Origin of the sequence: Pseudomonas sp. Irchel s3a12 (assembly GCF_900187485.1) — a bacterium.
Classification (GTDB): Bacteria; Pseudomonadota; Gammaproteobacteria; order Pseudomonadales; family Pseudomonadaceae; genus Aquipseudomonas; species Aquipseudomonas neuropathica.
Genome location: NZ_FYDN01000017.1, coordinates 122,671 through 137,723 on the forward strand (window position 1 = coordinate 122,671; position 15,053 = coordinate 137,723).

Genomic DNA, 15,053 nt, shown 5'->3' on the forward strand with positions numbered 1-15,053 from the left:
GGCTTAAACGCTGAGCGCAGCGCGCAGTTGCGCTTCGAGTTGCGCGGCGTCGAGCGCCTGACCAATCAACACCAGTCGCGTGACGCGCGCTTCATCAGCGCCCCACTGACGGTCGAAATGCTTGTCAAAACGCGTACCCACGCCTTGGATCAGCAGACGCATTGGCTTGTTCGGAATGGCGGCGAAACCTTTGACGCGCAGGATGCCGTGCTTGACCACCAGTTGCGTCAGGGCGTCGAGCAGCAGGCTTTCGTCGGCTTGTGGCAGTTCGATGGAGATCGAATCGAAGGCGTCGTGATCGTGGTCATCGTGGTCGTCATCGCCTTCACCGTGGTGGTGATCATGATGGCTGTGGCGGCTGTCGATGTGCTCCTCGGAACCGGCGCCGAGGCCGATCAGCACGTCCAGCGGCAGACGGCCGTTGCTGGCTTCGATGATTTTCACCGCTGGCGGCAGTTCTTCGGCGACTTCAGCGCGGACACGAGCGAGATCTTCCGGGCTGGTCTGGTCGGCCTTGTTGAGGATCACCAGGTCGGCGCTGGCCAGTTGATCGGCGAACAGTTCGTGCAGTGGCGATTCGTGGTCGAGGTTCGGGTCGAGTTTGCGCTGGGCATCAACCTGATCCGGGAACGCGGCGAAAGTGCCGGCGGCGACGGCCGGGCTGTCGACCACGGTGATCACCGCATCAACGGTGCAGGCGCTGCGGATTTCCGGCCACTGGAAGGCTTGTACCAGCGGTTTCGGCAGGGCCAGGCCCGAGGTTTCGATAAGGATATGGTCGAGATCGCCGCGACGGGCAACCAGTTCGCGCATCACCGGGAAGAACTCTTCCTGAACGGTGCAGCACAGGCAGCCGTTGGCCAGCTCGTAAACGCGGCCGGTGGCTTCTTCTTCGGTGCAACCGATGGTGCATTGCTTGAGGATTTCACCGTCAATGCCCAACTCGCCAAACTCGTTGACGATCACCGCGATACGACGGCCCTGAGCGTTGTCGAGCATGTGGCGCAGCAGCGTGGTCTTGCCCGAGCCGAGGAAGCCGGTGACGATGGTGACGGGGAGTTTGGCCAGTGTTTTCATCGGTATGCCCTTTGGCAAGCGGCGGGCATACGGGACGAGAACCGGCAACGCGCGTGCGTGCCTGGAGAGTTCGCCACCGGATCACCCCGCCCGGTTGTAGTGAGAATCTGTGACGAGGCAGGTCTCCTGGCTGACGGCGTTCAGGCGCTGGGCCTGGCGTTGGCTGCGCCTTCCCGCGGGCTCATAAGTTGAGCTGGCAGTGGCATGGCAGCGAACATCACCGTTCACAGTTGCGGGGGCAGCCGCGGCATTGACCGCGTTCCCTTCTTAGCTCCGACATACGCCGGAGAACCTCGAATGCGCAAGGCTACGCATGCACGGCAGGCGGGTCAACGCCTGGATCATTGTGGTTATAAGGGCAGCAACTTTTTCATCTAATGATCGCGAACACTTCTCACTTAAAAAGTAGTTGTAAGTTATGTCTTACATGCCCTATCCGTTACATAAAAAAACTACCACCGCGTTAAACCCTGAAATAGAGCGGCTGCGCGCATTCGATTACATATCTTTACAAAAACCAAATTGATAAATCAATACAAGATATGAACGATGAGTTCGCACAAGGACTATGAGTCTCTCAAGAAAGGATTTCTTGCATGGCTGATTATTATCAGTATTTGATCCTGCCTGTTTCTTTCCTGCACCCATGGGTATCCACAACATGAGTGCCGGTAACGCGTTACGGCTTTCAAGTGATGCCGGACTAAAGGAACTTTCCGAACTACTGCGCAATTGCCACTATGCGCACAGTGTTCACTATCCAGCATTGGATGTTGCGCTGCTGGGACGCGAAGCATGCCGGGCATTCAATGCGACCTGGGATCATTTGCATACCGATGCGTATCTCAGCGCAGAGAACGGTCTTCGCGAACGACGCATCTGCAAGTTCCAGTATCGCCAACAGGAACGCCAATGGACGGCGCTGCAAGACTGCCACTTTTTTCAAGCCGAGACCGACAACCCGCTGTTGGGCGGAGTGCAGCGCACCTACACCCGCTGCGAGGCGACGTTCATTGACTCACCGATTCTGCAGACACTGCTGGCCGCCGACCTGGCACTGCTGGACATGGCGCTGGGCCCGCGCGACTGGCTCGTGACCTGCCATCAGTTCCGTATCCTCTGCGATCAAGGCAATGCTGGCCAGGCCACCCCTGAGGGCCGACATCGCGACGGGCACGATTTTGTCTTTCAACACCTGATTCAACGTCAGCATGTCATCGGTGGCGAAAGCCGGATATTTGATGAAGAAGGTGGCCAAGTATTCAGTGCAACTTTGACTGACTATCTGGAAACCGTCGTCTTGAATGACCGAATACTTCTGCATGAAGTTTCCCCACTGCAAACATCGAGCATTAATTCGGATCGCGGCAGTCGCGATATGTTGATTATCGACTTCGACCTGGCGGACTACTAATGAATCATTCGACTCATGCACTTTCAGTCAGCACCCCCCTCGCGCATAACTTCATCATTGAACAGTTTCAACAGGCGTGCGCACGAAGAACTTCCACACTATCGCTGACCGCTAATGAAAACATATTGTCCGAGACTGCACGCACGCTAGGACAGAATCGCCATTACGAGCGTTACTTGTTCAATGCACAGGCCATTGACGGTCAATGCTATGCCGCCGAATTCAATGGTATGCAGGTCGAACACTTCCCCGAAGTCGAAACATTAAAGGCTTTGGCGACCCAAGCCGTGCAGGCAATGTTTAACGCGCCGTTCGTCGAATACCGCGTGCTCTCCGGCGTGCACTGCACGCTGAGCGTGCTGGCCGCCCTGACCGAGCCGGGCGACTGCGTATTATCACTGGCGCCCGAAAGCGGCGGGCATTTCGCAACCGGGCCTCTGGTGCAGAAGATGGGCCGGCACAGCGTCTTTTTGAAACTGACGGCTGACGGACAAATTGATCTCGGGGATGTTGATCGGCAACTCCAGGCGTGCGGTGTACAACCGGCAGCCGTACTGCTCGACCATGGTCTGACCACACGGGCAATGGCCCTTAAACCACTGCGCGCGCTGCTGAACCGCCGGGGCTTTGAGCGGACACTGATCATCTACGATGCGTCGCACACTCTGGGCCTCATCGCCGGGAAGGCCTTTCCCAACCCGCTTGACGAGGGGGCGGATATTCTTCAAGGCAACACCCACAAATCCCTGGCAGGTCCGCACCGGGCACTGATCGTCTGCCGGCGTGCCGATCTGGCCCAGCGGATCGAGCAAACGCTCAGCGGTGCGCTGGTGTCCTCGCCCAATCTGCCCGGTCTGCTGCAACTGTTCGTCAGCCTGCTGGAAACCCAGCGCTACGGCCAGGCCTACGCTCAACGCATGTGCGCCAATACTCGCCAGTTGCACGACGCACTCGCTGACCTGCCGGGCTGGACGCTGCACCCCTCCGACACGCACCTGCTGTTGCTCGAAGGCGAACTGGCCCGGCAAGCGGCGCAGCAGCTCAATGAACTGGGGATCCGGATCAACAATAAACAGATCAATGGCCGCGACTGCCTGCGCTTCGGTCTGCAGGAAATTACTCGTCTGGGCATCAGCAGCGAAGACCTGGATGCCTTGGCGCACATCATTCGCAATGTCTTGAGTGGTGGCGCCAACGGCGTGGACCGGATTCGTCTGGCTCACATTTGCCAGCGCCTGAACCGGGTCCACTACAGCTTCGATCAGGAGGTTGACTAATGAGTGCAGCGGCCTGCCTGATCATCGGCAATATTCGTGACGGAGAATACGAGGGCCTGATTGCCGAGGGCATCACCCCTTTGCTGATTGCCGATAGTCGCAAAACCAGCAAGATCGCCGATGCGAAACAGATCTCGCCGGTGGCGCTGTACGACTTTTCCAGAGGGCTGACCCCGGATCTGATCCAGCTGACGCAACAGTTGCTGGACGAGCACGGCTTCACCAGTGTCCTGAATTTCCGTGAAGGCTATGTCGCGATCACGGGGCGGCTGTGTGCGGCGCTGCCGGCGCTGGCCCACCTGCACCGTAACGTGGAAAACACGCTGGACAAGGTGCTGCAACGCCAATGCTTCGAACAGTCGCGTAACCTGGATCTGCACGTGGTCTCTCGCCAGGTTCGTATCGACGACCTGCTGGCGCGCCCGGGCGAGCTGCCCTACCCGTTCATCCTGAAACCAGCGAACCTTTACAGCAGCCTGTTCGTACGCTGCATCGACGATCAGCAGGATCTGCTCGACTACGCCCGTCATGAATGGCCGGCGCTGCAGCGCTATGTGGCGGGCAAAAGCCGCGAAACCGATCAACTGCTGCTGGAGGAATTTCTCCAGGGTTCCAACCATTCCATCGATTGCACGATTGCCGCCGACGGCACGATCAGCAGTTTTCCGATCGTCGATGTGATTGCCGGCGTCGATATCGATCGCGGCGACTTTCACCATTTCGCCCGCTACACGCCGTCGCTGCTGGAGCCCGACGCAGCGCTGAAGGAGCGTTGCCATCGTCTGGCCCATGACGCCGTGAAAGCGTTAGCGCTCAAAGGCACGTTTGCCCATGTCGAGTTCATTCTCACCCCCCGCGGGCCAAGAGTTCTCGAAGTCGGCGCACGCCCCGGCGGCAGCCGGATTCATGTGATTCGTCAAGCCTGGGGGCTGGCGCTGGATGTCTGCTACCACCGCGCGCTGTCCGCCGAGCCTCTGCCCAGCGCCAGCGAAGCGCCGGATGCGTTCGGCATCGCCACCCCCTTCGCCCGCACAGACCGGCTCTATGACGGACTGCACGGCGCCGACCGGATCTGCCGCTTGCCAGGTTTCCAGCGTTGGTACGCCTACGTCACTCCGGGCGAAGCCATCGGGCCGGTCAGCAACGGTTTTCAGAACTACCTGTACATCGAGTTCAGGCAACCCGACACCGCCCGCCTGCGACAATCCTTGCTCGCCGTCAGCGACATTGATGTCTATGGCGAGCAGCCCACGGCGGCGAACACCAAACACATTCTGCTCATCGGCGGGCGTGATTCGGGACTGGATTGGGATACTGCGCGGCAGTTTCGATTTACTCTCGTCCAGCAACCCAGCGAGTTATCTGACTATCAGCGCGAGCGCGCAACGCTAGTGCTGACGCCTGACATCGCCGATCTGCCGGCCTACAGCACGATGGTAGAACGGCTGCACCGGCAATCACCATTCGATGCCGTGGTTTCGTTTTCGGAACTGGGCCTGCTGCCCGCGTCACGCTTGGGCGAACGTCTGGGCATCGTCCACAACAACCTGCGCAGTGTGGAAGTCAGTCGCGACAAACTGCTGTTTCGCCAATTGCTCAAAGGCAGTCGCTACGAGTTGCCCACTGCCGCTATCAACCATGGTGCCGAGGCTCGCGCTTTCGTGCTGCGCCATGGCCCGGCCATCGTCAAACCCGTCAACGGTTCGGGCAGTCAGGGCGTCTATGCCATAGACAGGCCCGAGGATGTCGAACACCTCTCGCTGGAGGGAAACAATCTGATCGAGGCCTTCGCCAGCGGCGACGAATACAGCGTTGAATCCCTCAGCCTGGATGGCCAGCACCGGATTCTCGGCATCACGCGCAAATACACCAGCGGTGCCCCCGGTTATGTCGAAACCGGGCATGACTTTCCTGCCGGGCTCGACGAGAAAACCGCCGCGCAGATCGAAGAAGCGGTGCTGTGGCTGCTCGGGCGAATGGGCAACCGCTGGGGCCCGGCCCACACGGAAATCAAGCTGGACGGTTCACGCCTGCAATTCATCGAAACCCAGACCCGCTTCGGCGGTGACCAGATCTGGGAAATGGTCTGGAAAACCACGGGGGTGCATTTGGCAGCCAGCACCATCGCCGCGATGGCCGGCACGTCACTGCCGACGCCCGAGAAAACCTACGCCAAAATGGCGATCCGCTACATCGAGGCGGCCCCGACCGCCGATCCGCAACAGCTCCAGGCACGCCTGCTGCAACACCCGTTTGCATTACGCGTGAACCTCAACCCCGACAAGTTCGGCCAGAGCATCAGCCGTTCCGCAGACCGCCACGGCTACACGCTGCTGGGCTGCAGCGACGCCGACGACCCGGCGGACTTCAACGCCGCGATCACCCATCCAGAGTTCACTACGCAAGGACCAGCGCAATGACCCGTAAAGACCCGCTATATCACATCGAAGGCCCGATCAGCGCTCACTTCCCGATGATCTCCTTTTCCACCAATGTCTACGACAACCCTGCAGACATCCTGGGTTCGATCACCGATCTGGCCAGACATTTCCAAGCGGTCGAGTTCGAGATCGGCGAAGACGCCGAAAAAACCTTCTGGTCGTTGACCGCCGAAGACCGGTCTGAGCTTGCCGGGAAAATCCGCAGCTTCGCCGAACACAATGGCATCACGCTGACCGTCCACGCCGGATGGTGGGGTCGCCAGTACAACCTGTGTTCCCCGGATTTGACTGAACGTGCCCAAGCGGTGGACTGCCTGAGTGCCGCCGTGGAGTTTTCCCACGAGGCCGGCGCCACCAGCGTCACTTTTCATCCCGGCTACAAAGATCAACTGGAAAACGGCGAACTGCTGGACAACCTGATAGTAGCGATCAACGAAGTGACCAAGCGCTGCAACACCGATGGCATCGCCCTGTGCCTGGAGAACATGGGCGGTCAGCGGCCGAAATTCCCGGTCTTCACCGTCGAGGAACACCTGCGCTTTCACAAGGAGACCGGGTGCTTCGTGACCATCGACGTGACGCATCTGTGCTCACTGCTGCCGTATGGTGAAAGCCTGTTCAAAGCCATTGCCGATCTGGCGCCGGTTACCCGGCATCTGCACATTGCCGACCTCAACAACACCCACCATCAACATCTGCCGATTGGCGAAGGCAACTTGCGCCTGAGCGATGTGCTCAATCGCTTCGCGGTCAACGGCTATCGGGGTGTGGCCGTGGTGGAAGAGTTCATTCCGCGCTTCTCCACCGAGTACTACCTGGAAAAAGCCCTGGCCTATAAGAACGGCGTAGAGCAATTGCTGGCCGGCTCGCGGCACAGCACTCATGCTGGTTGAGTCGAACCTGGCAAAACCGGCTTCGCGCAGCGAGATCGCGACCGGTATCCGCGATGCGCTACCGTTCGTCTTCTCTCTGCTGCTGACCTTCACCCTGATCGGCATGCTCGGGCGCCGCCATGGTCTGGATCTTCCGGCCATGGTGGTTTTCAGCGGTACGGTAATGGCCTCGCCGTTGCAACTGACGCTGCTGGAAACCCCCGCGCACCTGCTTAACGCCTTTGGCGTGCTGGTCTCGGCGCTGAGTATCAACTTGCGTTTTCTGGTCTTCACACTGAGCCTGAAATCCAGCCTCCAGGGCCCGGTCAAAGCGTTCGTCCCCGCCCTGGCGGTGATGGCAAATGCGGCTTTCACGTTGATGTCGATCCGCAAGGATCAGCAACCGATCAGCCGCCCGTATGCCAACACCGTGTGCTTTCTGCTGTACGCCGCCGCCCTGCTTGGCACCGTGGTCGGGTATTGCTTCGCCAGCGTGGCCGACAACGCAGTGATGGATCACGTCAGTGTGGTGATCGCGATTTTCATCAGCGCTTCGCTTGGCAAGATGGCCCGCGACCGTCACAGCTTCCATGCGCAATGGATTGCCGGCCTGGCCACCGCCGCGAGCTTGCTGTGGCTGGGCGAGGTCAGCTTGCTGCTGGTGCTAGCCATCACCGTTCTGACGAGCTATGTCTATGATTGAACCTGGTACTTTCTGGCTGTACGTACTGATTTGCGCGCTGGTTTCGATCGTCTGCCGCTTGCTGCCGCTGGCCGTCGATGTCGAACGGCTTTCGGCAACTGCCCGCGCTTTCATCGATCGTCTGGGAAAATACACATCGGTGGCGATGCTCGTCAGCCTGCTGGCGGTCTCACTCTATCCTTTGGCCAGCCAGCACCTGGCGGCCATGCCATGGATCCTGCCGGTGGCGTTGGCGTGGCTGCTGAGCCTGACGCGAATCAAATCCTATTATGCGTTCCTGATGGCGCTGGGGGTGTACGTCCTGCTGATCATGCGCTAGGCGCCGATTGACTCAAATCCCCCGCCCATGCTCTCCTACACAACTTGTTACGGGTGCCCTTCACAGGGTGAAACGGGAAACCGGTGAATCATGTGCTTTACTCAAGCCCATGTCAGTCCGGTGCTGCCCCCGCAACGGTAAGCGAGCGAAGCGTCAAAACCACTGTGCCGATACGGTATGGGAAGGTGACGCTTGCAGGTCGGCCTGACGCCAACCCCTCGTGAGCCCGGAGACCGGCCCGCAACACACAGCCCGCATTTGTGCGGCGCTGCACATAACAAACCCGCGGTGGGCGGGCGCTGTTCGAACCTCTGCGAGCCCGACCCGCAGGGGTTTTCATGCGCTCTATTCACCCGCTGACACTCCAGAGGGAAGCGCCATGTCGATCATCAGCAGCACCGGCAGCAACACGGACAAAATCGCCAGCACCACCACCCTGAGCCAACGCCTGACCGCCGCGATCTTTGCATCGATCCTCGGCGCCAGTCTGGTTTACTTTGCCGGCTTCTCGCACATCGAAGCGGTGCACAACGCCGCCCACGATACCCGCCACAGCGCCGCGTTCCCGTGCCATTGAGACCTGCCGACATGATCAAGCGTATCGCGCAAACTGCAGGATTCTCTGGTCTGCTGGCCGCCCTGCTCCTCACTCTGCTGCAAAGCTTCTGGGTTTCGCCGCTGATTCTGCAGGCGGAAACCTTCGAGAAGTCCGAGCCGGTGGCGGTTCACGAACACGCCGCTGGCGTGGCTGCGCACACCCATGATGCCGAGGCCTGGGAGCCGGAAGACGGCTGGCAGCGCGTAGTCTCGACCACTGGCGGTAATCTGGTCGTAGCCGTCGGTTTCGCCCTGATGCTCGCCGGCCTCTACACCCTGCGCGCGCCGACCAAAACTTCGCAGGGCCTGCTCTGGGGCCTGGCCGGTTACGCGACGTTCGTGCTTGCTCCGACCTTGGGCCTGCCACCAGAACTGCCGGGCACCGCTGCGGCCGATCTGGCTTCGCGGCAGACGTGGTGGATCGGCACGGCCGCTTCGACGGCTGTAGGTCTGTCGCTGATCGCGTTCAGCCGTCACTGGCTGATGAAGGTCCTCGGTGTGGCCATCCTCGCTGTGCCCCACGTGATCGGCGCACCGCAACCGGAAGTGCATTCGATGCTCGCCCCCGAAGCACTCGAAGCTCAGTTCAAAATCGCTTCGCAGTTGACCAACGTGGCGTTCTGGCTGGCCCTGGGCCTGATCAGCGCCTGGTTGTTCCGCCGCAACAGCGCTGGTCAATACCACGCATGACCGATGACCGCGCAGCGCCGACCTTCGTGGTCGGTCTGGGCTGCCAGCGCGGCTGCCCGGCCAGCACGCTGCGCGCGTTACTCGATCAAGCGTTACAGGCGCATCGCATTGAGCTTGAGGCGGTGAAAGCGTTGGCCAGTATCGACTTGAAGCGCGACGAGCCCGGCCTGCAAGAACTTGCTGCACAACTGGCTCTGCCCCTGCTGTACTTCAGCAGTGACGAACTGGCCAGCTACCAACAGCGGCTCAGTCACCATTCACAGATTGCTTACGAACGCACCGGTTGCTACGGCGTCGCCGAAAGTGCCGCGCTTGCGCTCGCTGAACAGCTGATTCAAGCGCCGGCAAAACTGCTGATCTCCCGGCAAAAATATGCTCAGGCAACGCTGGCATTGGCCGGCGCGGCGTAAAATCCCGATAATCCCCGCCATTGATCATGAGCGTTGTTCATCTGCAACGCAGTCGTGCCCTCTTTTACTCAGGATTCAACGATGACCGTCTACTTCATCGGCGCCGGCCCCGGCGACCCGGAATTGATCACTGTCAAAGGCCAGCGGCTGATTCGCAGTTGCCCGGTGATTATCTACGCAGGTTCGCTAGTGCCGGCGGCGGTACTCGACGGCCATCAAGCCGAAACGGTGGTGAACAGCGCCGAATTACATCTGGAACAGATCATCGAATTGATCAAGACCGCGCATGCCAAGGGTCAGGATGTGGCGCGGGTGCATTCCGGCGATCCGAGTCTGTATGGCGCGATTGGCGAGCAGATCCGTTATCTGCGTGAGCTGGATATTCCGTTCGAGATCATTCCCGGCGTGACGGCCACCGCAGCCTGTGCGGCGCTGCTTGGCGCGGAATTGACGCTGCCGGACGTGTCGCAAAGCGTGATTCTGACTCGCTATGCCGACAAAACCGCGATGCCGGCAGGCGAAGAGCTTGGCAGTCTGGCGCAGCATGGCGCGACAATGGCGATTCATCTGGGCGTTAACCATTTGCCGAAGATTCTGGTGGAACTGCTGCCGCATTACGGCGCGGATTGCCCGATTGCGGTGATTCACCGGGCGACGTGGCCTGATCAGGATTGGGTGCTGGGGACGCTAGCGGATATTGCCGAAAAGGTTGAGGCCAAAGGGTTTCGGCGTACGGCGTTGATTCTGGTGGGCCGGGTGCTGGGCAGTGAGGTGTTCAGCGAGTCATCGTTGTATCGCGCTGGGCATGCTCACCTCTACAGACCATGAATTGGAACGCGGAGCGTCCCGGGCTGCATTCCCACGCAGAGCATGGGAACGATCAAAGGCCCTTTCGCGAGCAGGCTCGCTCCCACATTTGATCGCATTTCAAATGTGGGAGCGAGCCTGCTCGCGAATGCGTTCCTGAATGTCACCCATAAAAAAACGGCGCTCACGGGGCGCCGTTTTTCATCTCCGCAGCGAACACCTTAGTAGTAGGCGTTTTCTTTCTGCGTGTGGTCGGTCACGTCGCGAACGCCCTTCAGCTCAGGAATACGCTCGAGCAAGGTGCGCTCGATGCCTTCCTTCAAGGTTACGTCCGCCTGGCCGCAGCCCTGGCAACCGCCACCGAACTGCAAAACGGCGATGCCGTCTTCAACCACATCGATCAGGCTGACCTGACCGCCGTGGCTGGCCAGCCCCGGGTTGATTTCGGTTTGCAAGTAGTAGTTGATGCGCTCGTTGACCGGGCTGTCGGCGTTGACCATCGGTACTTTGGCGTTCGGCGCCTTGATGGTCAGCTGGCCGCCCATGCGGTCGGTGGCGTAGTCGACAACGGCGTCATCGAGAAACGCTTCGCTGAAGTGATCGATATAAGCAGTGAAGCTTTTCAGCCCCAGCGCGGTGTCTTCAGGTTTTTCTTCGCCCGGCTTGCAGTAGGCAATGCAGGTTTCAGCGTACTGGGTGCCAGGCTGGGTGATGAAGACGCGGATGCCGATGCCCGGGGTGTTCTGCTTGGAGAGCAGATCAGCCAGGTAATCGTGGGCGGCGTCGGTAATGGTAATAGCGGTCATGGAAACTCCTCGCAGGCTTGGGCGCAGTTTACGCCAATCATTGCGCCGGACAAAGTCCTAGTATTTTTGTCGGGAAAGATTCTCGTCCGGCTCCATGTCAACCCGCGCCTTGAGCCAATGGTAGCTGCGCTTTTCCACCCATTCGTAGCTCAACCACGAGCCAACGCCAATCGCCAGCGCGCACAGGGCAAACATCAAATACGGGTTGATCGCGTAGCGTTGCGCGATAAATCCCCCCGCCGACAGCACCAGCACGTGCATGAGATATACCGAATATGAGCAATCACCGAGCAGTTTGAGCACGCGACTGCGCTCGACATAACGCTCAAGTGAGATACACGCCATGACCAGCAATGAGCTCGGCACGCCCCAGTTGAGCATCCTCGGCGCCGGTGCCAAGTGATAGATCGTCAGCAACGCCGCGACGATGGCCACCAGCGGCAGCCACAGTCCCGCACCGATCCAGCCCCGCCGATAGAGCATGCCAATGCCGATCCCCAGCAGAAACTCATAAACGATGTCCGAGCGATAGAACGCGCTGACCCAGCCAAACCCGGTCCAGGCCTGACACACTGCAAACAACAGCGCCGCGACCACCAGCAGGCGCACCTGCAAACGAAACAGCAGCGCCCAGGCAAACAGCACGTAGAAAAGCATTTCGTAATTCAGTGTCCAGCCGACATTCAACGTCGGATAGATACCGTAGCCGCCAGGATTCTCGGTAGGAATGAACAGCAACGACAGAAGCAGATGGCCCCAGTCCACTGTCTGATCCGGCAGCAAAGGTTGGGCGAACACCACCAGCAGCGCCATCAGCAGCGTGTACAGCCAGTACGCCGGGACGATGCGAAACAGCCGGTACAGCAGGAAACGCGCGGGCGGCAGCGGTTTGTTTTCGGTCGAGAGGAAAATCACCAACCCGCTGATGACAAAGAAAATGTCGACGCCCACCGCGCCTTTGTCGATAAAGAACTGGCCGACCGGCCCGCGTGCCTTGAAGTCAAAAAAAATCTGCATGAAGTGGTGGCACACCACTGTCCACGCGGCAAGCGCACGCAGGGCTTGCACTGAAATCAACATCACCTGCTCCCGATCACAATTCCAAAAACACCATTTCACCCTGTGGGAGCGAAAGCGACGGCACATTCAATGTATTCGGTGCCTGACACTCCGCCTTCGCGAGCAGGCTCGCTCCTACAGGGGATTTGTGTGTTACCTGAAGCTGTGACAGTCGGCCTGTTTCAAACGATCAAAGATTCTCGTAGCGGTTCATGTCCAGCACGCCCTCTTCCACCGGATCGGTTTCGTGCAGGTATTGGCTCAGATCGTGGAAATAGAACCAGAATTGCGGGTGACTGCGCCGAATTCCCCAGCGTTCGACGATTTTCTCGAAACGGTTGGCGTCCTTGGCATTTTCCATTGCATCAACAAACTCGGGCACTTGATCGGCCGGAATGTTGAACATGAAGTTCGGATAACTGCTGAGCACGCCCGGAAAAATGGTGATCGTGTCCAGCCCGGGCTGATAGCGCAGCGACTCTCCGAGCAGGAACGCCACGTTGCTGTGCGCACGGTTGCGCAACAGGCTGTAGACCTCGCGTTTGCCGTTGGCGGTTTCGATGCGCAGCATCGTCGCTTCCGGCAACAGGTCGATCACCTTCAAACCGGCCGCCGGGCGCGAGGTCAGGCGGCTTAGCGCCTGCTCGGCATTTTGCAGGGCCGGGTCAATATTCGGCCGCGAGCAGTAAGCCCCATCGCAGCGGTTGATTGGATCCGGGTGCGCATTGAGATCACCGTAACGCGCCAGTAATTGCATGGCGAAGTCGTATTTCGGGTCTTTCTCATCAAGTTTCAGTGCCGTCGGTTTGTCGTCGTCGATCGCTTCGTAATCGAGCCACATCTTGAACTGGCCGCTGTTCTGATACCAATCGTTGAGGTAATCCTCTCGGGAGTCGGCCGGCATCAGGCGCAGGAAGTTTTGCTCGGCGCCATTGCGGATCAAATCGAAATACAGACGGGTTTGCGCCTGATGGGAGACGTTGCCGAACACATCGAAGTTGACTGCCAACTGGTAATAGGTGCGCTCCAGCAGCGGATAGTCGAACAGCCACATCGTCTGCGGCACCTCGCCGATCAGGCCTTTGGTCACCGAGGCGCTGTCGAAGTGGCGGAAAATGCTCAACAGCGCGTTGTCGTTGCCGGCCCACAGGGTCGACCAACTGGGCGCCGGCAAATCAGCGTAGCTGTCACGGCGCAAGGCTTCGTATTCGTTTCGTTTGTCACGGTAGTTGCGCCACAGGCTCAGTACGCTGCCGACGTCATCGTTCTGCCCGGGCATGGCCAGCAACGGCGTGGCCTGGCCGCGATAGTTCGGGTCAGTGATATAGAGGTCATGTTCCGGCGCTTGGAACAGCGCCCAGAAGTTGTCACGGATCACGTCGGTGGCGATCTGACCACGGCACACCGGGCCGCGAATAAACGTGCGGACGAAGTATTCGGCGTTATCGAGCATGAACTGATAACGCGCCTGCGCCGGGATCGCTTCAAATGTGGCGAACGGGTTGGCGCGGCTCTGCGGGCCGTAGCCCGGCAAGGCATTAACCTGCCAGTTACCGCTATAGAACAGACTTTTGACCCGCGCCATTTTCGCCGCGCTCAACGGATAGGTGATGTGGGTCTTGTGCACGATCACCCCTTGCACCGGCCACAAGCGGTAATACACCTGAGTGCCCGGATCATCGTTGGGGCGACGGGTGGCGATCAGGTCGATTGGCTGCCCAGTCGGCGTGCGCGAACGTACCCACTGGAAATAATGGCCCGGCTCGCCGTCCTTGAAATAGATATGCGCAAGGTACCAATGCTCGTACAACCAGCGACCGACCAGGCTTTGCCGCGCGCCGGGAGTGTTGAGCAGGTTTTCCCACTGGACGATCTGCAGCGCCTCTTTGGTGCTTGGCGCCAGGCTTTGTTCGTCAATCGGCGCACCCGAGGCCAGCCAGCGCTGCAGCGTCTGATATTGCTGATCGGTCAGCCCGGTCACCGCCAGCGGCATGCCTTCTTTCGGATGCGCGCCGGCGTAGCCTTCGAACTCGGCGGGCATCGCGCACAGGTTTTCGCGGTTCAGACCCAGGACGATGTCTTCCGGGAGCTTGGCATTCGGCGTCAGTGGCGTCTTGTGCCCAAGTTCGAGCATGCGCGCCATCAGCGCAGCCTGGCTGCCTTGGGCATCGAGCACCGAATAGAAGTCTTTTTGCTGCCAGGCACGTTTACCGAAGGCATCGTAAAACAGTCGAGTGGTGGGTGCCGCTTGTGTGCGCTCGCCATCGTAGACCGGCATTTTGCTCGCACCACGGGCCGCGCCCTCACCGCTGCCCAGATTCAACTGGCAGGCCGAGTCGTAGCAGGCGTGGCAGGCCACGCACTTCTCGGTGAAGATCGGTTGGATATCACGGCTATATGAGATCGTGGGTTCCTGCGCAACGGCGCCCCAGCTTAAAAGCAGCAATAAAATGCTGATGACGCGGTACGACATGCCCTTGATCCCGATCCTGAAAAAAACGCCGCGATTCTACAGTATGACGCTCGTACCAATATGAGCGATATTCATGCAAAAGCCTCACATGCTCTAAAAGCGCACAGG

General features: G+C 59.5%; 14 protein-coding genes and 2 riboswitches. Of the genes, 10 read left to right on the forward strand and 4 right to left on the reverse strand.

What is annotated here, in order from left to right; genetic code table 11:
* Positions 1-3: 3 nt before the first annotated feature.
* Positions 4-1,077: a cobalamin biosynthesis protein CobW gene (gene cobW / locus CKW14_RS25535; protein WP_095126368.1), complete on the reverse strand. Its 1,074-nt coding sequence runs from the start codon at positions 1,075-1,077 to the stop codon at positions 4-6.
* Between the two features lie 98 nt (positions 1,078-1,175).
* A riboswitch (cobalamin riboswitch) is annotated at positions 1,176-1,388 on the reverse strand.
* Between the two features lie 350 nt (positions 1,389-1,738).
* On the opposite strand from cobW, the gene CKW14_RS25540 reads away from it, so the two are divergent.
* The 10 genes from CKW14_RS25540 (at position 1,739) to cobM (ending at position 10,628) form a co-directional block, all read left to right on the forward strand.
* Positions 1,739-2,491 (forward strand): 2OG-Fe dioxygenase family protein, encoded by a 753-nt coding sequence (locus CKW14_RS25540; RefSeq protein ID WP_176471339.1) that lies wholly within the window; start codon positions 1,739-1,741, stop codon positions 2,489-2,491.
* On the forward strand, positions 2,491-3,768 hold the full coding sequence (locus tag CKW14_RS25545; protein WP_095126370.1) for a hypothetical protein: 1,278 nt from the start codon (positions 2,491-2,493) through the stop codon (positions 3,766-3,768). The genes CKW14_RS25540 and CKW14_RS25545 overlap by 1 nt, the downstream gene beginning before the upstream one ends.
* A complete protein-coding gene (locus tag CKW14_RS25550) occupies positions 3,768-6,188 on the forward strand; it encodes an ATP-grasp domain-containing protein (protein ID WP_095126371.1) in 2,421 nt (806 codons plus the stop codon). The genes CKW14_RS25545 and CKW14_RS25550 overlap by 1 nt, the downstream gene beginning before the upstream one ends.
* Complete coding sequence (locus CKW14_RS25555) at positions 6,185-7,102, forward strand: sugar phosphate isomerase/epimerase family protein (protein WP_095047825.1); 918 nt, start codon at positions 6,185-6,187, stop codon at positions 7,100-7,102. The genes CKW14_RS25550 and CKW14_RS25555 overlap by 4 nt, the downstream gene beginning before the upstream one ends.
* Positions 7,092-7,784 carry an AzlC family ABC transporter permease gene (locus CKW14_RS25560; RefSeq protein ID WP_093430896.1) on the forward strand — a complete coding sequence of 231 codons (693 nt, stop codon included), beginning with the start codon at positions 7,092-7,094 and terminating at the stop codon, positions 7,782-7,784. Before CKW14_RS25555 ends, CKW14_RS25560 begins: the two co-directional genes overlap by 11 nt.
* Positions 7,777-8,103 (forward strand): hypothetical protein, encoded by a 327-nt coding sequence (locus tag CKW14_RS25565; RefSeq protein WP_093430893.1) that lies wholly within the window; start codon positions 7,777-7,779, stop codon positions 8,101-8,103. The genes CKW14_RS25560 and CKW14_RS25565 overlap by 8 nt, the downstream gene beginning before the upstream one ends.
* Before the next feature lie 34 nt (positions 8,104-8,137).
* Positions 8,138-8,360, forward strand: a riboswitch (cobalamin riboswitch).
* Positions 8,361-8,482: 122 nt separating this feature from the next.
* Positions 8,483-8,680: a CbtB domain-containing protein gene (locus CKW14_RS25570; RefSeq protein ID WP_093430890.1), complete on the forward strand. Its 198-nt coding sequence runs from the start codon at positions 8,483-8,485 to the stop codon at positions 8,678-8,680.
* A gap of 11 nt (positions 8,681-8,691) precedes the next feature.
* Entirely contained in the window at positions 8,692-9,390 is a 699-nt protein-coding gene (locus CKW14_RS25575) for a CbtA family protein (protein WP_095047826.1), read from the forward strand.
* Positions 9,387-9,800 (forward strand): cobalamin biosynthesis protein, encoded by a 414-nt coding sequence (locus CKW14_RS25580; RefSeq protein ID WP_003225490.1) that lies wholly within the window; start codon positions 9,387-9,389, stop codon positions 9,798-9,800. The genes CKW14_RS25575 and CKW14_RS25580 overlap by 4 nt, the downstream gene beginning before the upstream one ends.
* An 81-nt stretch (positions 9,801-9,881) precedes the next feature.
* Complete coding sequence (gene cobM / locus CKW14_RS25585; protein ID WP_095047827.1) at positions 9,882-10,628, forward strand: precorrin-4 C(11)-methyltransferase; 747 nt, start codon at positions 9,882-9,884, stop codon at positions 10,626-10,628.
* A 200-nt stretch (positions 10,629-10,828) separates the two neighbouring features.
* On the opposite strand, the gene nfuA is transcribed toward cobM, so the two are convergent.
* The 3 genes from nfuA to CKW14_RS25600 form a co-directional block, all read right to left on the reverse strand.
* Entirely contained in the window at positions 10,829-11,413 is a 585-nt protein-coding gene (gene nfuA / locus CKW14_RS25590; RefSeq protein WP_007912592.1) for a Fe-S biogenesis protein NfuA, read from the reverse strand.
* A 57-nt stretch (positions 11,414-11,470) separates the two neighbouring features.
* Complete coding sequence (locus tag CKW14_RS25595) at positions 11,471-12,493, reverse strand: acyltransferase (protein ID WP_095047828.1); 1,023 nt, start codon at positions 12,491-12,493, stop codon at positions 11,471-11,473.
* 169 nt (positions 12,494-12,662) lie between these two features.
* Entirely contained in the window at positions 12,663-14,945 is a 2,283-nt protein-coding gene (locus CKW14_RS25600) for a fatty acid cis/trans isomerase (RefSeq protein WP_095126372.1), read from the reverse strand.
* Positions 14,946-15,053: the final 108 nt, after the last annotated feature.